The sequence below is a fragment of the Thermotoga sp. KOL6 genome (assembly GCF_002866025.1).
Lineage (GTDB): Bacteria > Thermotogota > Thermotogae > Thermotogales > Thermotogaceae > Thermotoga.
Window position 1 is genome coordinate 472,706 of record NZ_LNDE01000002.1, and the last position, 20,967, is coordinate 493,672.

Here is a 20,967-nt window from a genome sequence, read left to right on the forward strand (position 1 = left end):
GAAGGAGGGAAAAGCATGGCAAGGGTGGCTATTAACGGATTTGGAAGGATAGGAAGGTTGGTTTACAGAATCATCTACGAGAGGAAGAATCCAGACATCGAAGTAGTAGCCATCAACGATCTTACAGATACCAAAACACTCGCACACCTTCTAAAGTACGATTCTGTCCACAAGAAATTTCCTGGGAAAGTTGAGTACACAGAGAACTCTCTTATCATCGATGGAAAAGAGATCAGAGTGTTTGCAGAACCTGACCCCTCCAAACTTCCATGGAAAGATCTCGGTGTCGATTTCGTGATAGAATCCACAGGAGTTTTCAGAAACAGAGAAAAGGCGGAACTTCATCTCAAAGCAGGTGCCAAGAAAGTCATAATCACCGCTCCAGCCAAAGGGGAAGACATCACCGTAGTTATAGGATGTAATGAGGATCAACTCAAACCTGAACACACTATCATATCTTGTGCATCTTGTACGACAAACTCAATCGCTCCCATTGTAAAAGTACTCCACGAAAAGTTCGGTATTGTAAGCGGAATGCTTACAACGGTCCATTCTTACACGAACGATCAGAGGGTTCTCGATCTTCCTCATAAGGACTTGAGAAGGGCAAGAGCAGCGGCTGTCAACATAATCCCCACAACCACCGGTGCTGCTAAAGCGGTTGCTTTGGTTGTGCCTGAAGTGAAAGGAAAACTTGATGGTATGGCTATCAGAGTCCCAACACCAGACGGATCGATTACAGATCTTACCGTTCTCGTGGAAAAAGAGACAACGAAAGAAGAAGTGAACGCTGTTATGAAAGAAGCCACCGAAGGAAAACTGAAGGGAATTATAGGTTACAACGAAGAACCTATTGTGAGCACTGACATTATTGGAACAACCTTCTCTGGAATATTCGATGCTACCATAACTAACGTCATTGGTGGAAAGCTCGTGAAAGTTGCTTCTTGGTACGACAATGAGTATGGATACAGTAACAGAGTCGTTGATACACTTGAACTGCTCCTCAAAATGTGACGAATTCGGGCGGGTGCTCCCGCCCTTTGTGAGCTTGTGAAGGAGGTGTGAACATGGAAAAAATGACCGTAAAGGATGTCGATTTAAAAGGGAAAAGGGTCATAATGAGAGTTGATTTCAACGTTCCAGTGAAAGAAGGTGTGGTTCAGGATGACACTAGAATAAGAGCAGCCATCCCGACGATAAAATACGTTTTGGAACAAGGAGCGAAAGTGATTTTGCTTTCCCACCTTGGAAGGCCGAAAGGGCAACCTGATCCTCAGTACAGCTTGAAACCGGTTGCCGAAAGACTCTCACAGTTACTGGGACAAGAAGTGAAATTCGTGCCGGCGGTGGTTGGTGACGAAGTAAAGAAAGCCGTTGAGGAACTGAAAGAAGGAGAGGCCCTTCTGCTTGAAAACACGAGATTCCATCCCGGGGAAACGAAAAATGACCCTGAACTTGCCAAGTTCTGGGCGAGCCTAGCAGACATTCATGTGAACGATGCCTTCGGAACAGCTCACAGGGCACACGCTTCCAATGTTGGAATTGCTCAGTTTCTTCCCAGCGTGGCAGGTTTCTTGATGGAGAAGGAGATCAAATTCCTTTCTAAGGTGACTTACAATCCTGAAAAACCTTACGTCGTTGTTCTTGGTGGTGCGAAGGTTTCCGACAAGATCGGTGTTATTACGAATCTCATGGAAAAAGCAGATAGAATCCTTATCGGTGGTGCCATGATGTTCACATTCTTGAAGGCGCTTGGAAAACAAGTTGGTTCTTCAAAATACGAAGAAGATAAGCTTGATCTTGCGAAAGAACTCCTTGACAAAGCCAGAGAAAAGAATGTGGAGATCGTTCTTCCTGTTGATGCTGTCATAGCCCAGAAAATAGAAGCGGGTGTGGAGAAGAAAGTAGTAAAAATCGACGAAGGTATTCCTGAAGGTTGGATGGGTCTCGATATTGGTCCTGAAACGATAGAACTCTTCAAACAAAAACTTTCCGACGCGAAAACGGTCGTTTGGAACGGACCTATGGGGGTCTTTGAGATAGACGACTTTGCGGAAGGAACCAAACAAGTTGCTCTCGCAATAGCTTCTCTTACAGAAAAAGGAGCCACAACAGTTGTTGGTGGTGGAGACAGTGCAGCAGCTGTGAACAAATTTGGAATAGAAGATAGATTCTCTCACGTTTCAACTGGCGGAGGAGCCTCTCTCGAATTTCTTGAAGGTAAAGAGCTTCCCGGAATTGCCAGCATAGCTGATAAAAAAAAATAACCCGTAGACTTATCCTTGCGGGAAACTGGAAGATGCACAAAACGATCTCAGAAGCGAAGAAATTTGTGACTTTGTTGCTGAACGAGCTCCATGATGTAGAAGAGTTTGAAGTAGTTGTGTGTCCTCCTTTTACAGCTCTTTCAGAAGTTGGTGAGATTCTCTCTGGGAGAAACATCAAACTTGGTGCTCAGAATGTCTTCTACGAAGATCAAGGAGCATTCACAGGAGAAATTTCTCCTTTGATGCTGAAAGAAATAGGTGTAGAGTACGTGATAGTGGGACATTCGGAAAGAAGACGGATTTTCAAAGAGGATGATGAGCTAATAAACAAAAAGATAAAAGCCGTTCTGGCAAAAGACATGACGCCTATTTTCTGTGTGGGAGAAACACTAGAGGAAAGAGAAAAAGGTCTTACATTCTGCGTTGTGGAGAAGCAAATAAGGGAAGGATTCTATGGTCTCAACAAAGAAGAGGCAAAGAAAGTAGTTGTAGCTTACGAACCTGTTTGGGCTATTGGAACAGGAAAAGTGGCAACTCCGCAGCAAGCGCAAGAGGTACATGCTTTCATCAGGAGATTACTCTTACAAATGTACGATGAAGAAACGGCTGAAACGATTAGAATTCTCTACGGAGGTAGCATAAAACCCAACAATTTCTTGGGTCTTATTGTACAAAAGGATATAGACGGTGGTCTTGTAGGAGGGGCAAGTCTCAAAGAATCTTTCGTAGATCTTGTGAGAATAATGAAGGGAGTTGTTTCTTGAGACCCCGCGGGGCGGGGTCTCACTTTTTGAGAAGGAGGTACTAGTCATGACCTTGAAGGAAAAGCTTATGGCGGATCTGAAAGAAGCGATGAAAAACAAAGATGCAATAAAAGTGAACACACTTCGCATGATACTCACAACTCTGAAAAATCTGGAAGTTGAAAGAATGAAGGAAGCTAGTGACGAGGAAGTCATGGAAGCTCTCATGAAAGAGGCAAAGAAGAGGAGAGAAGCCATAGAAGAATACGAGAAGCATGGCAGAAAAGAACTCGCAGAAAAAGAAAAAAAGGAATTGGAAATTATAGAGTCCTATCTTCCAAAGCAACTTTCGGAGGAAGAAATAAGAGAGATCGTCATGGAAGCAATAAAAGAGATAGGGGCTTCTTCTCCAAAGGATCTGGGTAAAGTTATGAAAATTGTTATGCCCAAAGTTAAAGGAAGAGCAGATGGAAAAATTGTGAACAAAATGGTGAGGGAGATATTGGAATCTTTATGAAGTTCGATCCTGATATTATCAGATGTATAGAGATAGTTGATGCAGGACCCGCCCATCGCCCTACTCACGCTTCTTCGCTTCTTGTGTGGTACGCAAAACCTGGCAAAGGTGTGAAACGAGTACTTGAGCTCGGAAGCGGTATTGGAACTGTGAGTTTTGCCCTTGCAAAAATTTACGATGTGGAAGTGGTGGGAATTGAAAAAGAAAGAGAATTGTACGAGAAAGCAGTCAAAGGTATCTATTTGAACCAACTTGAAGGCAAGGTTTCGTTTGTGAACGCATCGGTAAAGGAGGTTTCTTTTGAGCCAGAATCCTTCGATATGGTGGTATCTAATCCTCCTCATCACACTAAAGTGAAGAGTAAACATCCTTTGAAGGCCTCAACAAGAAGTTTAGAGAGAACCGATATACAAGCTTTCGTTCAGGCAACTTTTCGATTCTTAAAAAACGGTGGAACAGCGGTTTATGTGCTCTCTCCTGAGAACTTTGTAGAGTGGTTGGAAGAATTCGTGTCTCATCGACTCGAGCCTAAGAGAATGTGTTTCGTCCATGGTAAAATTGAAAAAGTGGCGACGTTAGTTTTGTTGAGATTGAGAAAGAATGGGAAAAGGGGATTGATAGTAGATCCACCGGTGATTCTTTCATGATTGTTGGCGTTGGAGTAGATCTTCTGGAGATAGAAAGAATTCATGAAAAACTTGTCGACAGGATATTGGGTAAAGGGGAGAAAGAAATCTACCGCTTGCGAAATCGAAAGAAAGAATTTCTTGCAGGCAGATTTGCTCTCAAAGAGGCCTTTTTCAAGGCTCTTGGAACGGGAATAAATGGATTTCGGTTTGCCGATGTGGAGTTTCTCGAGGACAAAGGGAAGCCTGTTCTAAAAATCCACCGGGATTTTGGCCTGTTCAATTTTGCTCACATTTCCCTTTCACATGACGTGTTCGTGATTGCTGTGGTTGTTCTCGAAAAGAGAAAGGGTGGTATTATTGTAAAAGGTGAAGAAGAGAAATTGAGTAAAAATTTTGAAATTTTGGGCAGAAAGGACGATGGATGGGAAATAGATTCGCAGCTTCCGCCTTTTGTCTTGAAAGAGATTCTTCAGAAACTCGGTTGTAAATTGGTAAAGTATGGAAACATTCTTGTGGCAGGATGTGAAGAGAATGAGCATAGATGATATTGAAAAGAGGATAGATGAAGCATTGGAGAAAGGAAATTATGAGATTCTTCTCGAGCTTTTGGAAGAAAGGAGAAAGTTACTGGAAACACTTCCCAAAGAAGCATTGAATAGGATTCTCATCCGTGACAAAGAGAGGTTGGAAAAACTGGAAAAAAGAAAAAGTGATTTGTTCATTGAATTGACGAAAACTTTAGAGGCCAAGACCTCTCTTCAAAAGCATATATGGTTGAAGGGAGACACAATAGGTAAAGGTTAAAAAACACGAGCAGGAGGGATGCTCTACAATGGAAGTGAAAGAACTAGAAAGGGACAAAAACCGGGTCGTATTGGAGTATATTTTTGATGAAAAAGAAATCGAACAAGCAGAGGATAAGGCAACCAGGTATCTGAACCAAAGAGTAGAAATTCCTGGATTCAGAAAAGGAAGAATTCCAAAAAACATTTTAAAGTTGAGATTTGGAAAAGATTTTCAAGAATACGTTTTGGATTTCTTGATGGATCTCATACCAGAAACTCTTAAGGATAGAAAGCTCATCATATCTCCTATAGTTACTAAAAGAGAGATAGAGAACAGTTCAGCTAGAATGGTCGTTGAAATCCACGAGGAGCCTGAGGTAAAGATAGGAGATGTATCAAAAATAGAGGTAGAGAAGGTAGATGAAGAAAAAGTTCTAGAGAAGTACGTGGAAAGGAGACTCGAAGATTTGAGAGAAAAACACGCCCTTCTTGAACCTAAAGAGGGAAGTGCCGAGATCGGGGACCTCGTTAGAGTGACGATGGAAGTGTACAACGAAGAAGGAAAGAAACTAACCACGAGGGAATACGAGTATGTTTTAAAAGAAGGGGAAGATAGGCCATTTGTGAAGGATCTTGTTGGCAAGAAGAAAGGTGACATTGTTGAAATAGAAAGAGAATACGAAGGGAAAAAATACACTTACAAATTAGAAGTGCAGGAGGTTTACAAAAGAACATTGTTGGAAATCGGTGATGAGCTTGCAAGAACGGTGAGTAATGAGTTTGAAACTTTGGAACAGTTGAAAGAATCCCTTAAGAAAGAAGGAAAGGATATATACGAAGTTGAAATGAAAGAGAGCATGAGAGAGCAGCTTGCAGAGAAACTTCCAGAGGTTGTGGAAATAGAAGTATCCGAAAAAACCCTCGATATTCTCGTAGAAGAATCTATCAACAGGCTGAAGAAGGAAGGAAAGTACGAACAAATTGTGAGTTCCTATGAAAACGAAGAAGAGCTGAGAAAGGAATTGAAGAACAGGATATTGAATGATATAAAAAGAGACAGAGCGATTGAAGTTATTGCAAAGGAGAAAAATATAGAGGTAACCGAAGAAGAATTGGAAAAGGAAGCTGAGGAATTGGCTCCCTTCTGGGGTATTTCTCCAGATCGTGCGAAAGCCTTGGTAAAATCGAGACAAGATCTCAAAGAAGATCTCAGATGGGCTCTACTGCGGAGGAAGGTTCTTGATGCTTTGCTAGAAGAGGTGAAAGTGAAAGTGGTCGAACCCAGAGGAGAGGGTGATAACAATGAAGGACGAAAAGAAGATAATTGATCAGTACGTTCCTATCGTCGTCGAAACCACAGGAAGATACGAAAGAGCCTACGATATTTTCTCTAGGCTTTTGAAAGACAGAATCGTCTTTCTAGGATCTCCGATAGACGATCATGTAGCGAATCTGGTCATTGCTCAACTTTTGTTTCTGGAAGCGGAAGATCCGGACAAAGATGTTTATCTCTACATAAATTCTCCCGGTGGTTCGGTAACGGCGGGTCTTGCCATATACGACACCATGCAGTATATAAAGTGTGATGTTTCCACCATATGTGTAGGGCAAGCTGCATCTATGGCGGCGGTTCTCCTTGCAGCTGGCACGAAAGGGAAGAGGTATGCTCTCCCGAACGCCCGTATTATGATTCACCAACCGTTAGGTGGAGCCGAAGGACCAGCAAAAGATGTGGAGATCATCACGAGAGAACTTTTAAGGATAAAGGATCTTCTCAACAAGATCCTTAGCAAGCACACAGGACAGCCAATCGAGAAAATTGAGAAAGATACGGACAGAGACTTTTTCATGAGTGCGGAGGAAGCAAAAGAATACGGAATAGTTGACAAAGTTGTAAGCTCGAGATAAACAGGGCACCACTGGTGCCCTATTTTTCTATTAGTTTCTCGTTCAAAAGATTCACTATTTTCCTCGCTTTCCCGCTTACAACCTTGGTGAATAGAATTTCTTTTGGATCGATCTTATAAGTGTTGTAGTATTCTCGTGTGAGCTCGAGATCGATGTCTACCTTTGCCCCTTCGAGAGAAAAGCCGGCGTAAAATCCACGAGCGATGGAATAGGAGTAAACAGAAGCATCCAGGTTGTAATCTGCGCTTAGTCTTCTTCCCAGGGGACCTGCAGCAACACTAAGAGATCCTCCTAAAGTTAAATTCTCACTGGCGAAACTTTCTACACTGTCCATTATGACTGCAATCAGTGAAACACTTTGAAAACCAATTTGTGGTCCCAAACTGAGTCCATATATCTTGACAAAGAGAGGACCATACCATTTGTTTGTGTCAATATCCCTTCTCAGTAGAATACCTTCGCCGTATTGACCACCCACTATCCAACCTATCTTGAAGTACTTTGGAACTATGAGAATACCTTTTGCTCTTTCCAAAAGGGAGATGAACGCACCGCTGTCTGATTGATCGAGAAATTCCTTTAAAGATAAATAGGACTCATCTATGAGATCGAAAGCGTTGGAAAAAATTGTAAAGGAGGGAAGCAAAATCATCAGAAAAATCCATCTTTTCATTCTCTCACTCTCCTCAAATCATCTGTAGGTATTTCTGGAACATTTCCATGAAAAAATCCAAGAGTTTTTGAGCCATCCATCCGCTCAAGAACAAAATCGTGAGAAATATAACGATGATTCTAGGAGCGAACATGAGTGTTTGCTCATGAATTTGCGTTACCGCTTGGAATATACTTATCGCAAGCCCTACTATCAGGCTCACAATGAGAGGAGGAACTATTAACTCAAGGATGAGGCCAACACCGTTTTTCATTATATCCAAAAATACTTCTATCGTCACGATACATCACCTCGCGAAACTTTTAATTAAACCTTCTACGAGCAGATCCCAACCGTTCGCCATCACAAATATCAGTATTTTAAATGGTAGAGAAACAAAAATAGGAGGGATCATAATCATCCCCATGGAGAGCAGTATACTGGCTACGATCATATCTATAACGATGAATGGGACGTAAAGAATCACACCCATTTTGAAAGCGATTTCGAGTTCTCCTAAAACGAAAGCTGGTATCAAAACGGAATTTGGCGCTTCTTCTACTTTGGTGATTTCGATGTTAGAGTTCCGTGCTAACATGAATACGTTATCCTCATTGTGATGATTCTTCAACTCTTTTATCATGAATTCTCTGATTCTGGTGTTTATCCTTTGAAACATTTCTTGATATCCTATTTCTTTGTTCAAATAAGGTGTTATCGCGTTGTTGTATATATCATTCCAAACGGGTTGCATGATGAGAAAGGTAAGAAAAAGAGCCAGACCGATCATAACTTGATTGGGTGGTGTTTGACGAGTACCGAGTGCGTTTCTGAAGAACGAAAAGACCACGATTATACGCGTGAAGGAGGTAAACAAGATGAGAATGGATGGAGCCAATGCTAGGACGGTGAGAACGAGAAGTATTTCAAGTGTGACAACCAAATCTTTTGGCTCCTCAACAGGTTTGACACCTATCGAAATAGCCGGGAAAGGAATCTCCTGGGAAAATGAGAAAACAGAAAGAAAAAGAAGAAAGAGAAGGACAATTTTCTTCATTTGGATTTTCTCCCTATTTTTCTGAAAAGAATTGTGGAAAAGGAATCTCCTTCTTTGTAATCCTCTAACTTCTTTATTATGGTGGCACTGGAGTCAGACACGAGTATCACGTAATATTCATCAACTATTCTGACGATGGCTATAAAGCTTTTCCTGTCGAGGTAACGCCTTTCTAACACAGAAACATTGGAGCCTTTTTGAGAAAAGACCCCCTTTCTTACAAAATAGTAAGTTATGAGGAGAAAAAAAAGAACTATTCCGAAAGCTAAGATAAATTGTAAAACGGCGAGCATTTTGTATCACTTCGAAACCTTGTTGAGTGCCTCTACCACTCTTGAGGGTTGGAATGGTTTCACGATAAAATCCTTAGCACCAGCTTTAATCGCTTCAATGACCATCGCTTGTTGTCCCATAGCACTACACACAATGATCTTTGCGTTAGGATCGATTTTCATAATTTCTTTGATTGCATCGATACCATTCATTTCTGGCATGGTTATATCCATTGTTACAATGTCTGGTTTTAATTCTTTGTACTTTTCAACAGCTTCGCGTCCGTTGGTTGCCTCACCTACCACTTCGTAACCTGCTTTCGTAATGATATCTTTTAACATCATTCTCATGAACGCTGCATCATCAACTATCAAAACTCTTTTTCCCATCGTTTACACTCCCTCCTTAATCGTTATCTCTTCGATTATTTCGTCGATGTTCAAATAAATTATGAGTTTACTATCAGCTTTTATTAACCCTTTCGATTTTTTCCCGAACTTGTCGGAAACGTCTGTGAGATCCAGTTGTTCCTCTGTGATTCTCAAAACACCAAGTACTCTGTTCACCAAAAAACCAACTTCAACGTCTTTGTCTTTTGCTACTATTATACTTTTCATCTTTGATTCGTCAAAAGAAACGTCCAAAATTTTTGCGAGGTTCACAACCGGAATGATCCTTCCCCTCAAGTTGATAACCCCTTCCACAAAATACTTGGATTTTGGGACGGGGGTTATCTCAGGTTTCTCTATCACCATCTCGATGTTATCTACATCGAAAGCTAATACCTGATCTCCCATTTCAAAAGAAAGCACTTCGTATTCCTTAATCTCGGGCAATCTCTTCACCCCCATTATACAACTCCAGAAACATTTATGATGAGTGCAATACTACCATCACCAAGTATAGCAGCTCCACTGAATTCTTTAACGTCGGCGAACACTTTTCCAAGCGACTTTATAACGATATCATCTTGGCCGAGAAGTCTGTCAACAACTATGCCGTATTTACGGTTCCCAATTCTCACTATTACCACTTCCATTTCTTCCTCTTCCGTTTCGTGCTCTATCTGGAGAACTTCCCATAGTTTGTAAACTGGAATCACTTCACCTCTTATGACGATCACTTCTCTGTCTTGTACCGTCTGGATATCCTTTTTAGAAATTCTGAGGGTCGTGTCTATGTTAGCTATTGGTATGGCGTAAACGAGGTTGTTAACTTTGACGAGAAGAGCTTGAATGATGGCAAGAGTTAAAGGAAGTCTTATCGTAACCTTTGTTCCCTTGTCCTTTTCACTTTCTATGCTTATACTACCATTCAGAGATTCTACAACGTTCTTTACAACGTCCATCCCAACTCCTCTTCCCGACACCTCTGAAACTTTATCCTTGGTGGAGAACCCAGGCATGAACAAGAAGTTCAGAATTTCTTGATCCGAGAGTCTGGAGGCTTCAGATTCATCAATTAATCCTCTTTCTATGGCTTTTTTGAGAATCTTCTCTTTATCAATACCTCTCCCATCGTCTTCAACTTCTATTACCACGTTGTTTCCTTCGTGGTGTGCTGAGAGTACCAATGTTCCTGCGGGAGGTTTGCCTTTCGCTATCCTCTCTTCCTTGGGCTCTATTCCATGATCTATTGCGTTTCTCAAGAGATGTAGAAGGGGTTCTCCTATTTCTTCAACAAAAGTTCTGTCGAGTTCTGTGTCTTCTCCTTTCATAATGAAGTTGACTTCTTTGTTCATTTTCTTTGCAAGATCCCTTACCATTCTAGGGAATCTGTTGAAGACGAAAGCGATAGGAACCATCCTGATCTTCATGACGACGTTTTGGAGATCCAAAGTAATTCGGCTGAGTTGGGTGAGACTTTCATCTATTTCCTTTATATTGTATTTCTTCAGTGTCTCTAGAATCCTACTCCTTGCGATGACCAGTTCTCCCATTAAATCCATCAAATTATCGAGTTTTTCTATGTCAACTCTGACAGTTTGAGAAACGACACGCCTCTTCTCAGATTTTTCCTTTTCTTCTGGTAGCTTTGTTTCCCCAAGATGTTCCCCTGTCACTTTCTCTTTTTCAGTAACTGGAATGACACTTTTGATTATGATCTTTTCCACATCCGTTATATTGCCGAGAGCACTTGAGAGTTTTTCTTGATCGACTGGTGAAATGACGAAAAGTTCGACTTCGTTTTCAAATTTTTCTTCCTCGATCTCTTCCACAGAAGGTACTGTCTTTACAACCTCACATTTCAATTCTTCGAGTTTGTGGAAGACGAGGTACATTCTAGCAGACTTGAGTTGGGTTCCTTCTTTGAGTACCACCTTAACATAGAATGTATTGAACCCCTTCTTTTTCGCTTCTTGAAAGACATGAGCTACTTCTTCTGGGAGTTCCATTCTCTCTTCGGTTCCATTTGTAGTAGATTTTTCCTTTTCTTCGTTTTTGGAAGTTTTTTCCTCTTTCTCGGATTGTGTATTTTCTTTGGTGTGAGTTTCTTTTCCGGATGCGAAGCTTTTTATAGAGTCTGTGAATGCGTCTATATCTTCGTCAATTTCATCTGAACCTTCCGAAACGATTTTGTCTACCATCGAAGCTATCATGTCAACACCCGCAAAAATTCGATCTAAAAGTTCCGAGGAAATTTTTATCTCACCGCTCCTAGCCTTATCAAGAATGTTTTCCAAAGAGTGGCACAATTTAGCCATATTTGAAAATCCCATTGTTCCAGCCATACCCTTCAGAGTGTGAAGAGCTCGGAAAGCTTCGTTTATGAGTTCCATATCCTCAGGATTTTCCTCCAGTTTCAAGAGGGTATCGTTCAAACTTTGAAGGTATTCACGCGTTTCGTCTACGAACACACCGAGGTATTCTTCCATCATAACCTCTCACGCTCCTTCAAATATCTTCTCAGATTTTCCAGGGCCATCATGGCGGAGCGGATTCTTATGGTGTTTCGATCACCAGAAAAATTATACCTTAAAGTCACGTGTTTTTGTTCGAAAAGATCTATGAAAACCGTTCCAACGGGTTTTGTAGGTGTCCCTCCGGTTGGGCCGGCTATTCCTGAGATAGCAATGCACACATCCGCGCCAGTTAATCTTTTCAGCCCTTCTGTCATCTCTTTTACGCACTGCTCACTCACTGCTCCGTGGTCTTTCAGAGTATCCTCTTTAACACCGAGAATGCGCTTTTTCAGCTTGTTACTGTAAGCTACCACACCTCCCACAAAAACTTCAGAAGCACCTGGTACATTCACTATTAAAGAAGAGGTCAATCCTCCGGTACAGGATTCTGCTATAGCAAGGTTTTTCTTCTTTTCTTTCAAAAGCCTGACGACCACTTCTTCCATTTTTTCTTCATTTATTCCATACAAATGTTCTCCAGTTCTTTCAATAATTTTTCTAACCAATTCGTCCAGTAAATTCTTGTTCTTCATGTGTGTGGTCAACCTGAGTCTCACGCCTTCAACGTGGTCTGCCATCGTTGCAACTTTTACTACATTCTGAGAATAAAGAATTTCTTTTAGAAGGTCTTCAAGGATCGCTTCGGGAATGCTGTAGTACTTTAAAACAATCTGATAAAGAGCATCAGAGGTTTTCAGCTGTTCTTTGATAGATTCAAACATCGGTTTCAGTTCTCTTGGTGGACCGGGAAGTATCAACACTTTTTTGCCGTTCAATTCAATGATTTGACCAGGTGCGCTTCCTACAGGATTGTCGATTATACTTGCTCCTTCTATCACGAAAGCCTGTCTCTCTATATTCGATGGTACTGTTTTGTGATACTTCTTAACTTTTTCTTCTATTTTTGCTTTTAGTTCACTGTCGAGATAGAGTTTTCTTCCCAAAGCTTTCGCTAAAGCTTCTCTAGTGAGATCGTCTTTAGTGGGGCCCAGACCACCTGTTAACACCAAAAGGTCAACCTTTGGGAGAAGGGACATAACTTCATTTGCAATATCATCCAGAGCATCGCCCACGGTTGAAACTTTAACAACCTCGTATCCGAGGTTCTTCAATTCTTGGCAAAGGTATTGAGCGTTTTTGTTTACTATAAGACCTTCCAAGAGCTCACTACCTATGGTAATTATCGCTGCTTTTTTCATTGGATCACCCCTTCAATGGTATGATAACACAGGGGATGGTCATGCGAGAAAGGCTTTTCTGGATCCTCAAGAATTACGGAGTGAAAGATCGCATTGCAAAGGCTTTTCTGGAAGTTCCTCGAGAGTCTTTTTTAATGAAGAGATATCCTCTCTCTTACGTTTACGAAGACGTTGTGCTCGTTTCTTACGATGACGGAGAAGTGTTCAGCACTTCCAGTCAACCTTCTTTGATGGCGATGTTCATGGAATGGGTGGAATTAAGTGAGGGTATGAAAGTTCTTGAAGTAGGCGGTGGAACAGGATACAACGCAGCCGTCATGAGCAAGGTGGTCGGAGATAGTGGATTGATCGTTTCCATAGAATATTCGGAAAAGATCTGTAAGATAGCAGAAGAGAACTTGAAAAAATTGGGAATCGAGAACGTTATCGTCATTTGTGGAGACGGATACTACGGCGTTCCAGATTTCGCTCCGTACGATGTTGTTTTTGTGACAGTTGGAGTGGATGAAATCCCCGACACATGGTTTGAGCAAATGCATGAAAAAAGCAGAGTGATCGTACCGATAAATTTGAAACTCTCGGGCCGTCAGCCCGCTTTTCTCTTCTCGAAGGCTTCACCTTATCTTGTAGGTGGTTACAAATTGGAAACACGATTTATAAAAGCAGGAGGAAAGCTTGGGAATTTACTCGAGAGGAACAAAAAGTTTCTAAAGGAATTCCCCTTGAGCAAGGTGATATCAATCTCTCGACCTTTTTTATTCTTAGAACTTGTCGATATTCTAACTAGGAAACTCACCAAAATAGATGGGAGATTTTATTACGTTGATGATAGAGGAGCGGTAGAATTTCTCAACGGCGAGATAAGAATCTATGGAGAAGCGACCGAAATAGAGAATCTTCTTTCTCAATGGGAAAGGTGCGGATACAGGGGTTTTGAGCACTTGACGCTTCACATAGGTTACAACGCTTTTTCAAGGGTATCTTGTTCTATTTGACCCTCTCGTATTCTTATAACCCTATCGGCTTTTTCTGCTATTCTTTCGTCGTGAGTTACAACTACCAAGGTGGTGTTCTTTTTCATTTCCAGCAGAAGATCGATTATCATATCTCCAGTTTCGTTATCAAGGGCACCAGTGGGTTCATCTGCCCACACAACCTTTGGATTGTGGATCAATGCTCTCGCTATGGCAACTCTTTGCTTTTCTCCTCCGGAAAGTTCTTCTGGAAATCTGTTCCATTTGTGAGCCAGTCCAACCCTTCTCAGGAGGTTGAAGGCCCTTTCTTTCGCTTCTTTTCTGTTTACACCGAGTATCAAAAGAGGAAGCTCGACATTTTCGAGAGTGGTTAGAACAGGCACGAGATTGAAAAATTGAAACACGAATCCCATGTTTTTTGCCCTGTATCTAGTTCTCTCTTCTTCGGAAAGAGTGTAAAGATCCACCCCATTTATAATCACTTTTCCTTCCGTCGGGCGATCAACGCCTGAGAGGCAATTCAAAAGAGTGGTTTTCCCAGATCCAGAAGGTCCTAGTATCACGACGAACTCCCCGCTGCTTATCCTGAGGTTTATTCCTTTTAAGGCGGTTACCTTCTCTCTTCCGTTGTACTCCTTCCAAAGATTGTATACTTCTATCATCCTACGTCACTCCCTTCCTTCATAGCTTCCAATGGTGAAAGTTTTGATATCAGATAAATCGGGATTGTCATCACTGAGACGGCTATCGTCAGTATGATCAGAAGGAACAAGAGTATGGAATCTATGGGTACAGAAACAATGAAAGTTCCCAGATTTTCAGACATTGTTTCTGCGACAGAAACTCCCATAAGTGAGCCAGAGATGGTCCCTACGATAATCCCACCGATCAAGAAAGAGAGGTGCTCTATTAGGAAGGACATCATCAATTGAGATGCTTTCATCCCTACCGCTCGCAACGTTCCCATGATCCTCACCCTTGAAAGGTATGATTTCAAAACAAAGAGAATGAGTCCGGAGATGGCAGACAAAAAACCAAAGAAGAAGATAAATTTTATAACGTCAACTAATCCTTCTATACCACTGTAAAGTTTTGCGAGTTCCTCGTCGAGAAAAAAAGGATATGAAAATTTAGAAAGATAGAATTTCTTTATTTCTAATGAGTTATCTTTGATTACTTTTCCCAAAAGTACCATGATCGGTTTTACACTATTTGGTTTATTCTTAGAGAGTGAAATCATGTCTACTGGTACAAGATAGTCGTTCTTGTTGTACTTTCCTACAATCTTGAAGGTCTCTTCTTTTCTTCCGCCAAGGGGTAATAAAGATTTCAATGTTCCTTTTATAACGGTTTCTGAAATTTCGTCACCCACAAGCACCGCGTTAGGTGATCTGAGACTTTTTGCCGTTCCTGCAGATAGTTTCAAATTTGAACCTTTGAGAAATTGCTCATCAACAAAGGCGATGGTCTTTTCTCCAAAATTCGTTTTAAACAGGTACAAATAAGCCATCGAAGGATCTTTCAACTCTTCGTGTACCGGAATAGAAACGTTGCCGAGAAAGGACTTGAACGGATTTTCGAGAACAAGAAAGTTGTACCCGAAAAGACCGCTTTTTATTTTCTTTTCAACAAAGAGATCTGCACTTGCAGAAAGAATATCGAAAATCGTCACTGAGAATATCAAGAACGCAAAAGTCAAAGCGATCGTGATACCTTTCTTCGGAAAACGCTGAACGTAAGAAAACCCTATCAGAAGAGGAAGATTGCCATTGGATACCAAATGTTCCAAGATTTTTCTCGAAAAGAGAACAATTGAAAATGTCAGAAGGGTAATTCCAAGAAAGATTGTTAGGCCTTTGTTCAGAGCTGAAAGTAAAAAAGCACTTTCTGATTCAAGAGTTATTTTGGTTAAAATTCCCAACAAAAGGTTTAAAGTTCCAAATCCAAGTAACAAGAAGGCATTTTTAAACTTTACGACCAAAGCTAACGATATCAGGGCAAGGGAAAGCAATCGGAAGTTTGAAAAGAAAAACAGGAACATACCTACTGATAACATCAAAATGAACGATTTTGATGAAAGGCTTGTTTTCTCTTCTAATTCACGGTAGACAGGAGGCTTGCTAGTTACTTCTCTCGCTTTGAGAGAGAACAGAATCATGGGGAAAATTATTCCCAATCCGAGGCTAAGAAATATTGTTCTGAGCGATAAATGAAATGACACCTTGTCAATGGATAAGAACGTCGATGAAAGCGTTTCGACCACCGTTTGAAAACGGTTCAAAAGAAACTTTCCTACAAAAACACCCAACGTGGTTCCAATCGAAGCGGAAATGAGTGAGTACATGAACCCCTCTAGGAGTAAAAGTCCCCACTCTTTTCTTTTCTGAATTCCTATTTTTCTCAACGTTACAAGGGTGAAATTTCTGTCCCTTATCACATCTTCACAGAACATGTAAAAGACAAGGAAACCAACGAAGATAGATATTCCAGAAAAGGCAAGAGTCACATAGGTTAATGATCTATTTACAGGGGATTTCAAGAAATCGTACTTTATGTTTCTCACTCTCAAACCGGTACTCAAAGATACCTCAGCATGTTTCTCAAGGGGAAGACCATAATGGAGATAACATTTTGACGGGAAATTCCTACTGGGAGAGTCACTCACATGAATGAACACGCTTCCAGGCATGCTGGCTGTTTCACCTTTGAAATTCAGAAAACCACTTTCACCTATCATTTTCACCGTGAATACCTTTTTTCCTGAAGGGAAGAGTAACGTAATCTTGTTTCCGAGTTTCAAATTCAAAGCGTTTGCAATAGCTTCCCCCACTATTGCTTCGCCTGGTTCCAGACGAATTTTTTCTTCAACGAAATCTGAAAGTTCGTCAGGATTTGTAGCAATAACCAACACATCCAAAGCATCATTCAATCTGGCAGTGGTTTCCAACACTGGGAGTACTTTCTTTACTTGTTCTTTCAGTTTCTCTATTTCTGAGTCTTCAATTTTTGAAGCTGTAAAACTAAAAAGAAAGAACGAAGGATTTTTTGGCTCTGCAACAGCATCTACTTTACCAAAATTCTTCCTTATTCTCTCCCATTTCCATGCGTTTATCGAGTCGGAAAGAGAAAAGGCACCTGTCACAAGTGAGAGACTGATGGCCAGTCCGAGAATCACAACGAAAGATATCCTCAAGTTTTTCGTGAAGTTTCTCCAAGCAATTTTGAGAACCACAGATGTTCCCTCCAGTTACGAAATGTTAGAATTCTTTGTGGAGGTGTCCGAGTTGGACACGTTGAAGAATATCCTAAAGGAGTACGGTTTAGAGCTCCAAGAAGTACAAGTAAAGAAAGTTGCTCTTTACCTTGAAGAACTTCTGAACGTACCTTACAACTTGACAGCTCACAGAAAATTAGACTCCGCCATCCACAAAAATGTTGCAGAAATTTTGGTTCCCTTGAAAGGCAAAAGTTTAAAAGGCACCCTTCTGGATGTGGGATCGGGAAACGGGGTACCAGGAGTTATTTTAGCCATCTTTTTTCCGAAACTCAAGGTAATACTTTTAGATTCGAAGATGAAAGCAACGGTGTTTTTGAAGAAAATTACCGACAAACTCAACTTGAATAATGTTGAAATAGTGGAAGAAAGAGCTGAGAATTTCTCGAGGGAGAGAAGAGAAACTTTCGATTACGTTACAGCAAGGGCGGTTGCGCGCTTGAACACCTTGATAGAGATATGTGCACCTGCTCTCAAAGTGGGAGGAGAATTATTCTTTTACAAAGGGCCTTCTTTTGAGAAAGAGATACGAGAAGCAAAAAATGCCATGAATGAACTGGGCGTGAAGTTGAAAGAGGTACGAAGTTATTCCTTAAAGAGCGGTGAAAAAAGGGTGTTGTTGATCTTTAGAAAAGAAAAAAACTCTCCCGAAAAATATCCAAGACGGGTGGGGATACCATTCAAGCGTCCTTTATAGTGGTTGGAGAAGGAATTTTCCCGGGTTCTCTGAACATGGCAATAGACAGTTTGATGGCAAAATGGGCCCAACAAAACCAAGCGGTTTTCTTTAGATTTTATGGTTGGGAAAGACCCACAGTTTCTTTAGGACGATTTCAAAAAGAAGATGGTTTGAGAGTACCAGAGAGCTTGGACTTCGTGAGAAGGCCTTCCGGCGGTAGGGCAGTTCTTCATCATTCAGAAATCACCTACTGCATTGCCGTTCCTAAGACTACTGTTTTTGGGAGGCTATCTGTTCTCGAATTTCATAAGATCGTACATGGAGTTATAAAGGATGTACTCCGTGAACTGGGGGTTCCTGCTGAACTCTCCAACGGTAAACGGGGAAACACAGCTTTCTGTTTTGATGCTTCTTCCAAGTATGAAGTAGTTATTGATGGAATAAAGATTGTAGGAAGTGCGCAGTTTAGAACACAGGAAGCGATAGTTGAACATGGTTCGATCGTTCTGAGACAAGACAATTCCCTTTTGCGAGAAATCTTTAGTGAAAATGTACCTTACATCCAAGGTCTTTTAGATCTGTACGAGATCGATGTCGAAGATATAAAAAGACGAATGATAAAACGTTTCGAAAACTTGTTTGGCATTTCCTTTAGAATAGATTTGAGAGATGACATGTTAGAGGAAGCAAAGAAAGTGTCTCATCTATTTGATTTGAGGAGGAGGTAAGTTGGGAAAGTTGATCATTTTAGGAACACCAATCGGTAATCTCGAGGATATAACCATTCGTGCCCTCAAAACTCTCAAAGAAGTGGATCTCATCCTAGCAGAAGATACCAGAAGAACGATGATTCTGCTGAACAAGTACAAGATAAAGAAACCTTTGGTTTCGTTCAACGAGAGAAATTCGAAACGACGAATAAAGCAGATCATACCGCTTTTGAAAGAGGGGAAAAATGTGGCTCTGGTAAGTGATGCGGGTATGCCGGTGATATCGGATCCAGGTTTCAACCTCATTGAAGAGTGCTGGAAAGAAGGAATAATGGTGGACGTAGTACCAGGACCGAGTGCTTTGACAAGCGCAGTTGCTGTGAGTGGTTTCCCTGGGTCGAAATTCATATTTGAAGGTTTTCTGCCCCGCGGAAAGAACAGAAGAAGGCTTCTTAGGACTCTCCGAGATGAGAAAAGGCCTGTCGTTTTTTTTGAATCACCGGAAAGACTCGTGGCCACATTGAGAGATATTCTTGAAATATTGGGAGACAGGGAAATATTCATAGCTCGAGAAATGACCAAAATACATCAGGAGTTTTTCAGAGGAAAAGTTAGCGAGGCTATAGAATATTTTGAGAAGAAAAAACCATTGGGTGAAATCACTGTGGTACTCTCAGGAAAGAAAGAGGTGAAAACGTGAAGCAAATGTTTGAAAGGGTATTGAGAGAAATTTGTTTCATGGTAAAGGTTGAAGGAAGAAAGGTTTTGAAAGATTTTGAAATAACACCAGCACAGTTCGATATTCTCCAGAAAATTTATTTCGAAGGCCCCAAACGTCCAGGAGAACTCAGCGTACTACTTGGTGTTGCAAAGAGCACCATAAGTGGGCTTGTCAAAAGATTGGAAACAGATGGTTTTATTGTGAGATCACCTGATTCAACAGATGGAAGGGCTCATATTTTGGATATCACAGAGAAGGGGGTGAAAGTAATAGAAAAAGTCATAGAGAGAAGGGAAAACTTCATAGAAAAAATCGTAAACGAACTTGGAAAGGAAAAGGCGGAGGAGATACTAAAACTTCTCAAAGAGCTTAAAAGTGCTATGGAAAATAAATTTTCCAAACAATAAACTCTTTCTTCATAGGGATTTTTCAAGAATGTTTTAAGGTTGAAATGGGGAGGTGAAGCTTTTGAGAAAAGTATTTTTATCGATTTTGGTTTCGATAAGTCTTCTATTGCTCGGTCAAACCATAAAGGACGTCCAGGAGGATTCTCCCTTTTTCGATGCTGTGAAGTATGTCGTGGAATCGAAAATTATGGAACTCGATGAAAACGGGAATTTCCGAGGAGCTCTCTTAATTACGAGGTACGATATTGCGCAGTATATATACAGATTGGTGATGAGATTTGAACTGGAAAAGTTGAAAGAGAAACTTCCTCTCCTCGATGAGATCGATATAATAAAGGCTGCTACTATTGCTTTAGATGAACGAGCCAATGAGTTGGAGAAAAAAAATCAAATTTTGGAATCCAGAATCGAAAATGTGATGTCGATGATCTCCGCTAACGCGAGTAACGTCTCTAGTTTGGAGAATAAAGTCGCTTCGCTCGAGGAGGCTTACAACAATCTATCACTTGCTTTTGCAAGTTTCAAGCAGGAAACGGGAGGTTTCGATTCTGAAATACTGAGAAGAATTGACATTGTAGAAAAGAAAATTCAGAATTTGGAGAAAACTTTGCAGGACCATGACAGCAAATTAGAACTGGTGGGAAAAGATATGAAAAGCTTGAAAGACAGAGTTTCATCGAATGAAAGTGAAATTACAAAACTCGCTTCCGACACGCGGAATCTTGTTATATGGAAAGAGAATGTAAGCGAAGATATCTTACTCTTGAAGGGAAAAGTTGGTACCCTTACGGAACGTCTGGAGGAATTTAAAAAAAGTGTTGAATCTGTATCATCAGAATTGATGAGCACGAAGAGTGAATTGATGCGTAATCTGAGCAATATTTCAAGTGAGATTTCCGAGCAGAAAACGACGATCTCCGATTTGCAGGGTGATATTTCTCAGCTTTCAACGAAATTGATGAGCCTCGAGAGTTCTGTAAAAAGTTTGAAATCGGATTTCGAGAAGGTACAAACCAGACTCAACACACTCGAGGAATTTCAAAATGAGAGTCAGAAAACGAGTTCAAACGTTCAAAGCGAAATCCAAGTTTTGAAAGAGCAAATAGATGACCTTTCTCGAAAGATAGAGGAAGTTTCGAAGGATGTAAACTCGCTCTCTCAAAAGATGTCCAAGGAGGAAGAAGTTCCCCAAATCGATACGAACATGTTGTTGATAGCAGCTGGGGGCCTCGCACTCGTACTGGGGCTTCTCTTACTCTTAAGGTGA

Annotated in this window: 25 protein-coding genes; 15 read left to right on the forward strand and 10 right to left on the reverse strand. The window is 41.0% G+C overall.

Annotation, left to right across the window (positions count from 1 at the left end):
• The first annotated feature begins 15 nt into the window (after nt 1-15).
• From gap to clpP, 9 genes are read left to right on the forward strand one after another with little or no spacing between them, the layout of a single operon-like run.
• On the forward strand, nt 16-1,017 hold the full coding sequence (gap, locus tag AS005_RS06570; protein WP_101510886.1) for a type I glyceraldehyde-3-phosphate dehydrogenase: 1,002 nt from the start codon (nt 16-18) through the stop codon (nt 1,015-1,017).
• A 53-nt stretch (nt 1,018-1,070) separates the two neighbouring features.
• Nucleotides 1,071-2,270 carry a phosphoglycerate kinase gene (gene pgk / locus AS005_RS06575; RefSeq protein WP_101510887.1) on the forward strand — a complete coding sequence of 400 codons (1,200 nt, stop codon included), beginning with the start codon at nt 1,071-1,073 and terminating at the stop codon, nt 2,268-2,270.
• Nucleotides 2,271-2,302: 32 nt separating this feature from the next.
• A complete protein-coding gene (gene tpiA, locus AS005_RS06580; RefSeq protein WP_101510888.1) occupies nt 2,303-3,034 on the forward strand; it encodes a triose-phosphate isomerase in 732 nt (243 codons plus the stop codon).
• A gap of 46 nt (nt 3,035-3,080) precedes the next feature.
• A complete protein-coding gene (locus tag AS005_RS06585; RefSeq protein ID WP_101510889.1) occupies nt 3,081-3,530 on the forward strand; it encodes a GatB/YqeY domain-containing protein in 450 nt (149 codons plus the stop codon).
• Nucleotides 3,527-4,177: a tRNA1(Val) (adenine(37)-N6)-methyltransferase gene (locus AS005_RS06590; RefSeq protein WP_101510890.1), complete on the forward strand. Its 651-nt coding sequence runs from the start codon at nt 3,527-3,529 to the stop codon at nt 4,175-4,177. Before AS005_RS06585 ends, AS005_RS06590 begins: the two co-directional genes overlap by 4 nt.
• Nucleotides 4,174-4,704, forward strand: coding sequence for a holo-[acyl-carrier-protein] synthase (locus AS005_RS06595; protein ID WP_101510891.1), 531 nt, complete (start codon nt 4,174-4,176; stop codon nt 4,702-4,704). Before AS005_RS06590 ends, AS005_RS06595 begins: the two co-directional genes overlap by 4 nt.
• Nucleotides 4,691-4,963, forward strand: coding sequence for a flagellar protein FliT (locus AS005_RS06600; RefSeq protein ID WP_101510892.1), 273 nt, complete (start codon nt 4,691-4,693; stop codon nt 4,961-4,963). The genes AS005_RS06595 and AS005_RS06600 overlap by 14 nt, the downstream gene beginning before the upstream one ends.
• Before the next feature lie 28 nt (nt 4,964-4,991).
• The gene (gene tig / locus AS005_RS06605; RefSeq protein WP_101510893.1) at nt 4,992-6,272 is read left to right on the forward strand and encodes a trigger factor; all 1,281 of its coding nucleotides are present in this window, start codon (nt 4,992-4,994) and stop codon (nt 6,270-6,272) included.
• Nucleotides 6,241-6,852, forward strand: coding sequence for an ATP-dependent Clp endopeptidase proteolytic subunit ClpP (gene clpP, locus AS005_RS06610; RefSeq protein ID WP_101511026.1), 612 nt, complete (start codon nt 6,241-6,243; stop codon nt 6,850-6,852). Before tig ends, clpP begins: the two co-directional genes overlap by 32 nt.
• A 19-nt stretch (nt 6,853-6,871) precedes the next feature.
• Here clpP and AS005_RS06615 read toward each other — a convergent pair whose 3' ends face one another.
• From AS005_RS06615 to AS005_RS06650, 8 genes are read right to left on the reverse strand one after another with little or no spacing between them, the layout of a single operon-like run.
• Nucleotides 6,872-7,525, reverse strand: coding sequence for a YSC84-related protein (locus AS005_RS06615; protein ID WP_101510894.1), 654 nt, complete (start codon nt 7,523-7,525; stop codon nt 6,872-6,874).
• 13 nt (nt 7,526-7,538) lie between these two features.
• Nucleotides 7,539-7,805: a flagellar biosynthesis protein FliQ gene (fliQ, locus tag AS005_RS06620; RefSeq protein ID WP_101510895.1), complete on the reverse strand. Its 267-nt coding sequence runs from the start codon at nt 7,803-7,805 to the stop codon at nt 7,539-7,541.
• Nucleotides 7,806-7,811: 6 nt separating this feature from the next.
• Nucleotides 7,812-8,561, reverse strand: a complete 750-nt coding sequence (gene fliP, locus AS005_RS06625; RefSeq protein WP_101510896.1) for a flagellar type III secretion system pore protein FliP — start codon at nt 8,559-8,561, stop codon at nt 7,812-7,814.
• Nucleotides 8,558-8,854, reverse strand: coding sequence for a flagellar biosynthetic protein FliO (locus AS005_RS06630; RefSeq protein WP_101510897.1), 297 nt, complete (start codon nt 8,852-8,854; stop codon nt 8,558-8,560). Before AS005_RS06630 ends, fliP begins: the two co-directional genes overlap by 4 nt.
• A gap of 6 nt (nt 8,855-8,860) precedes the next feature.
• Nucleotides 8,861-9,223, reverse strand: a complete 363-nt coding sequence (cheY, locus tag AS005_RS06635) for a chemotaxis protein CheY (protein WP_029683466.1) — start codon at nt 9,221-9,223, stop codon at nt 8,861-8,863.
• Between the two features lie 3 nt (nt 9,224-9,226).
• A complete protein-coding gene (gene cheW, locus AS005_RS06640; RefSeq protein ID WP_369819484.1) occupies nt 9,227-9,685 on the reverse strand; it encodes a chemotaxis protein CheW in 459 nt (152 codons plus the stop codon).
• Nucleotides 9,685-11,712: a chemotaxis protein CheA gene (cheA, locus tag AS005_RS06645; protein ID WP_101510898.1), complete on the reverse strand. Its 2,028-nt coding sequence runs from the start codon at nt 11,710-11,712 to the stop codon at nt 9,685-9,687. Before cheA ends, cheW begins: the two co-directional genes overlap by 1 nt.
• Complete coding sequence (locus AS005_RS06650) at nt 11,709-12,935, reverse strand: competence/damage-inducible protein A (protein ID WP_101510899.1); 1,227 nt, start codon at nt 12,933-12,935, stop codon at nt 11,709-11,711. The genes cheA and AS005_RS06650 overlap by 4 nt, the downstream gene beginning before the upstream one ends.
• 41 nt (nt 12,936-12,976) lie before the next feature.
• Between AS005_RS06650 and AS005_RS06655 the strand changes: the two genes are divergently transcribed.
• A complete protein-coding gene (locus AS005_RS06655; RefSeq protein ID WP_101510900.1) occupies nt 12,977-13,930 on the forward strand; it encodes a protein-L-isoaspartate O-methyltransferase in 954 nt (317 codons plus the stop codon).
• Here AS005_RS06655 and AS005_RS06660 read toward each other — a convergent pair.
• Nucleotides 13,894-14,571 (reverse strand): ABC transporter ATP-binding protein, encoded by a 678-nt coding sequence (locus AS005_RS06660; protein WP_101510901.1) that lies wholly within the window; start codon nt 14,569-14,571, stop codon nt 13,894-13,896. The genes AS005_RS06655 and AS005_RS06660 overlap by 37 nt on opposite strands.
• Nucleotides 14,568-17,141 (reverse strand): FtsX-like permease family protein, encoded by a 2,574-nt coding sequence (locus AS005_RS06665; RefSeq protein WP_101510902.1) that lies wholly within the window; start codon nt 17,139-17,141, stop codon nt 14,568-14,570. The genes AS005_RS06660 and AS005_RS06665 overlap by 4 nt, the downstream gene beginning before the upstream one ends.
• Nucleotides 17,142-17,193: 52 nt before the next feature.
• Between AS005_RS06665 and rsmG the strand changes: the two genes are divergently transcribed.
• From rsmG to AS005_RS06690, 5 genes are read left to right on the forward strand one after another with little or no spacing between them, the layout of a single operon-like run.
• A complete protein-coding gene (gene rsmG, locus AS005_RS06670) occupies nt 17,194-17,880 on the forward strand; it encodes a 16S rRNA (guanine(527)-N(7))-methyltransferase RsmG (RefSeq protein ID WP_199203873.1) in 687 nt (228 codons plus the stop codon).
• A gap of 35 nt (nt 17,881-17,915) precedes the next feature.
• On the forward strand, nt 17,916-18,590 hold the full coding sequence (locus AS005_RS06675) for a biotin/lipoate A/B protein ligase family protein (protein ID WP_233186270.1): 675 nt from the start codon (nt 17,916-17,918) through the stop codon (nt 18,588-18,590).
• Nucleotide 18,591: 1 nt separating this feature from the next.
• Nucleotides 18,592-19,272, forward strand: a complete 681-nt coding sequence (rsmI, locus tag AS005_RS06680; protein ID WP_101510904.1) for a 16S rRNA (cytidine(1402)-2'-O)-methyltransferase — start codon at nt 18,592-18,594, stop codon at nt 19,270-19,272.
• Entirely contained in the window at nt 19,269-19,700 is a 432-nt protein-coding gene (locus tag AS005_RS06685; protein ID WP_101510905.1) for a MarR family winged helix-turn-helix transcriptional regulator, read from the forward strand. Before rsmI ends, AS005_RS06685 begins: the two co-directional genes overlap by 4 nt.
• Before the next feature lie 52 nt (nt 19,701-19,752).
• On the forward strand, nt 19,753-20,967 hold the full coding sequence (locus AS005_RS06690) for an S-layer homology domain-containing protein (RefSeq protein WP_233186271.1): 1,215 nt from the start codon (nt 19,753-19,755) through the stop codon (nt 20,965-20,967).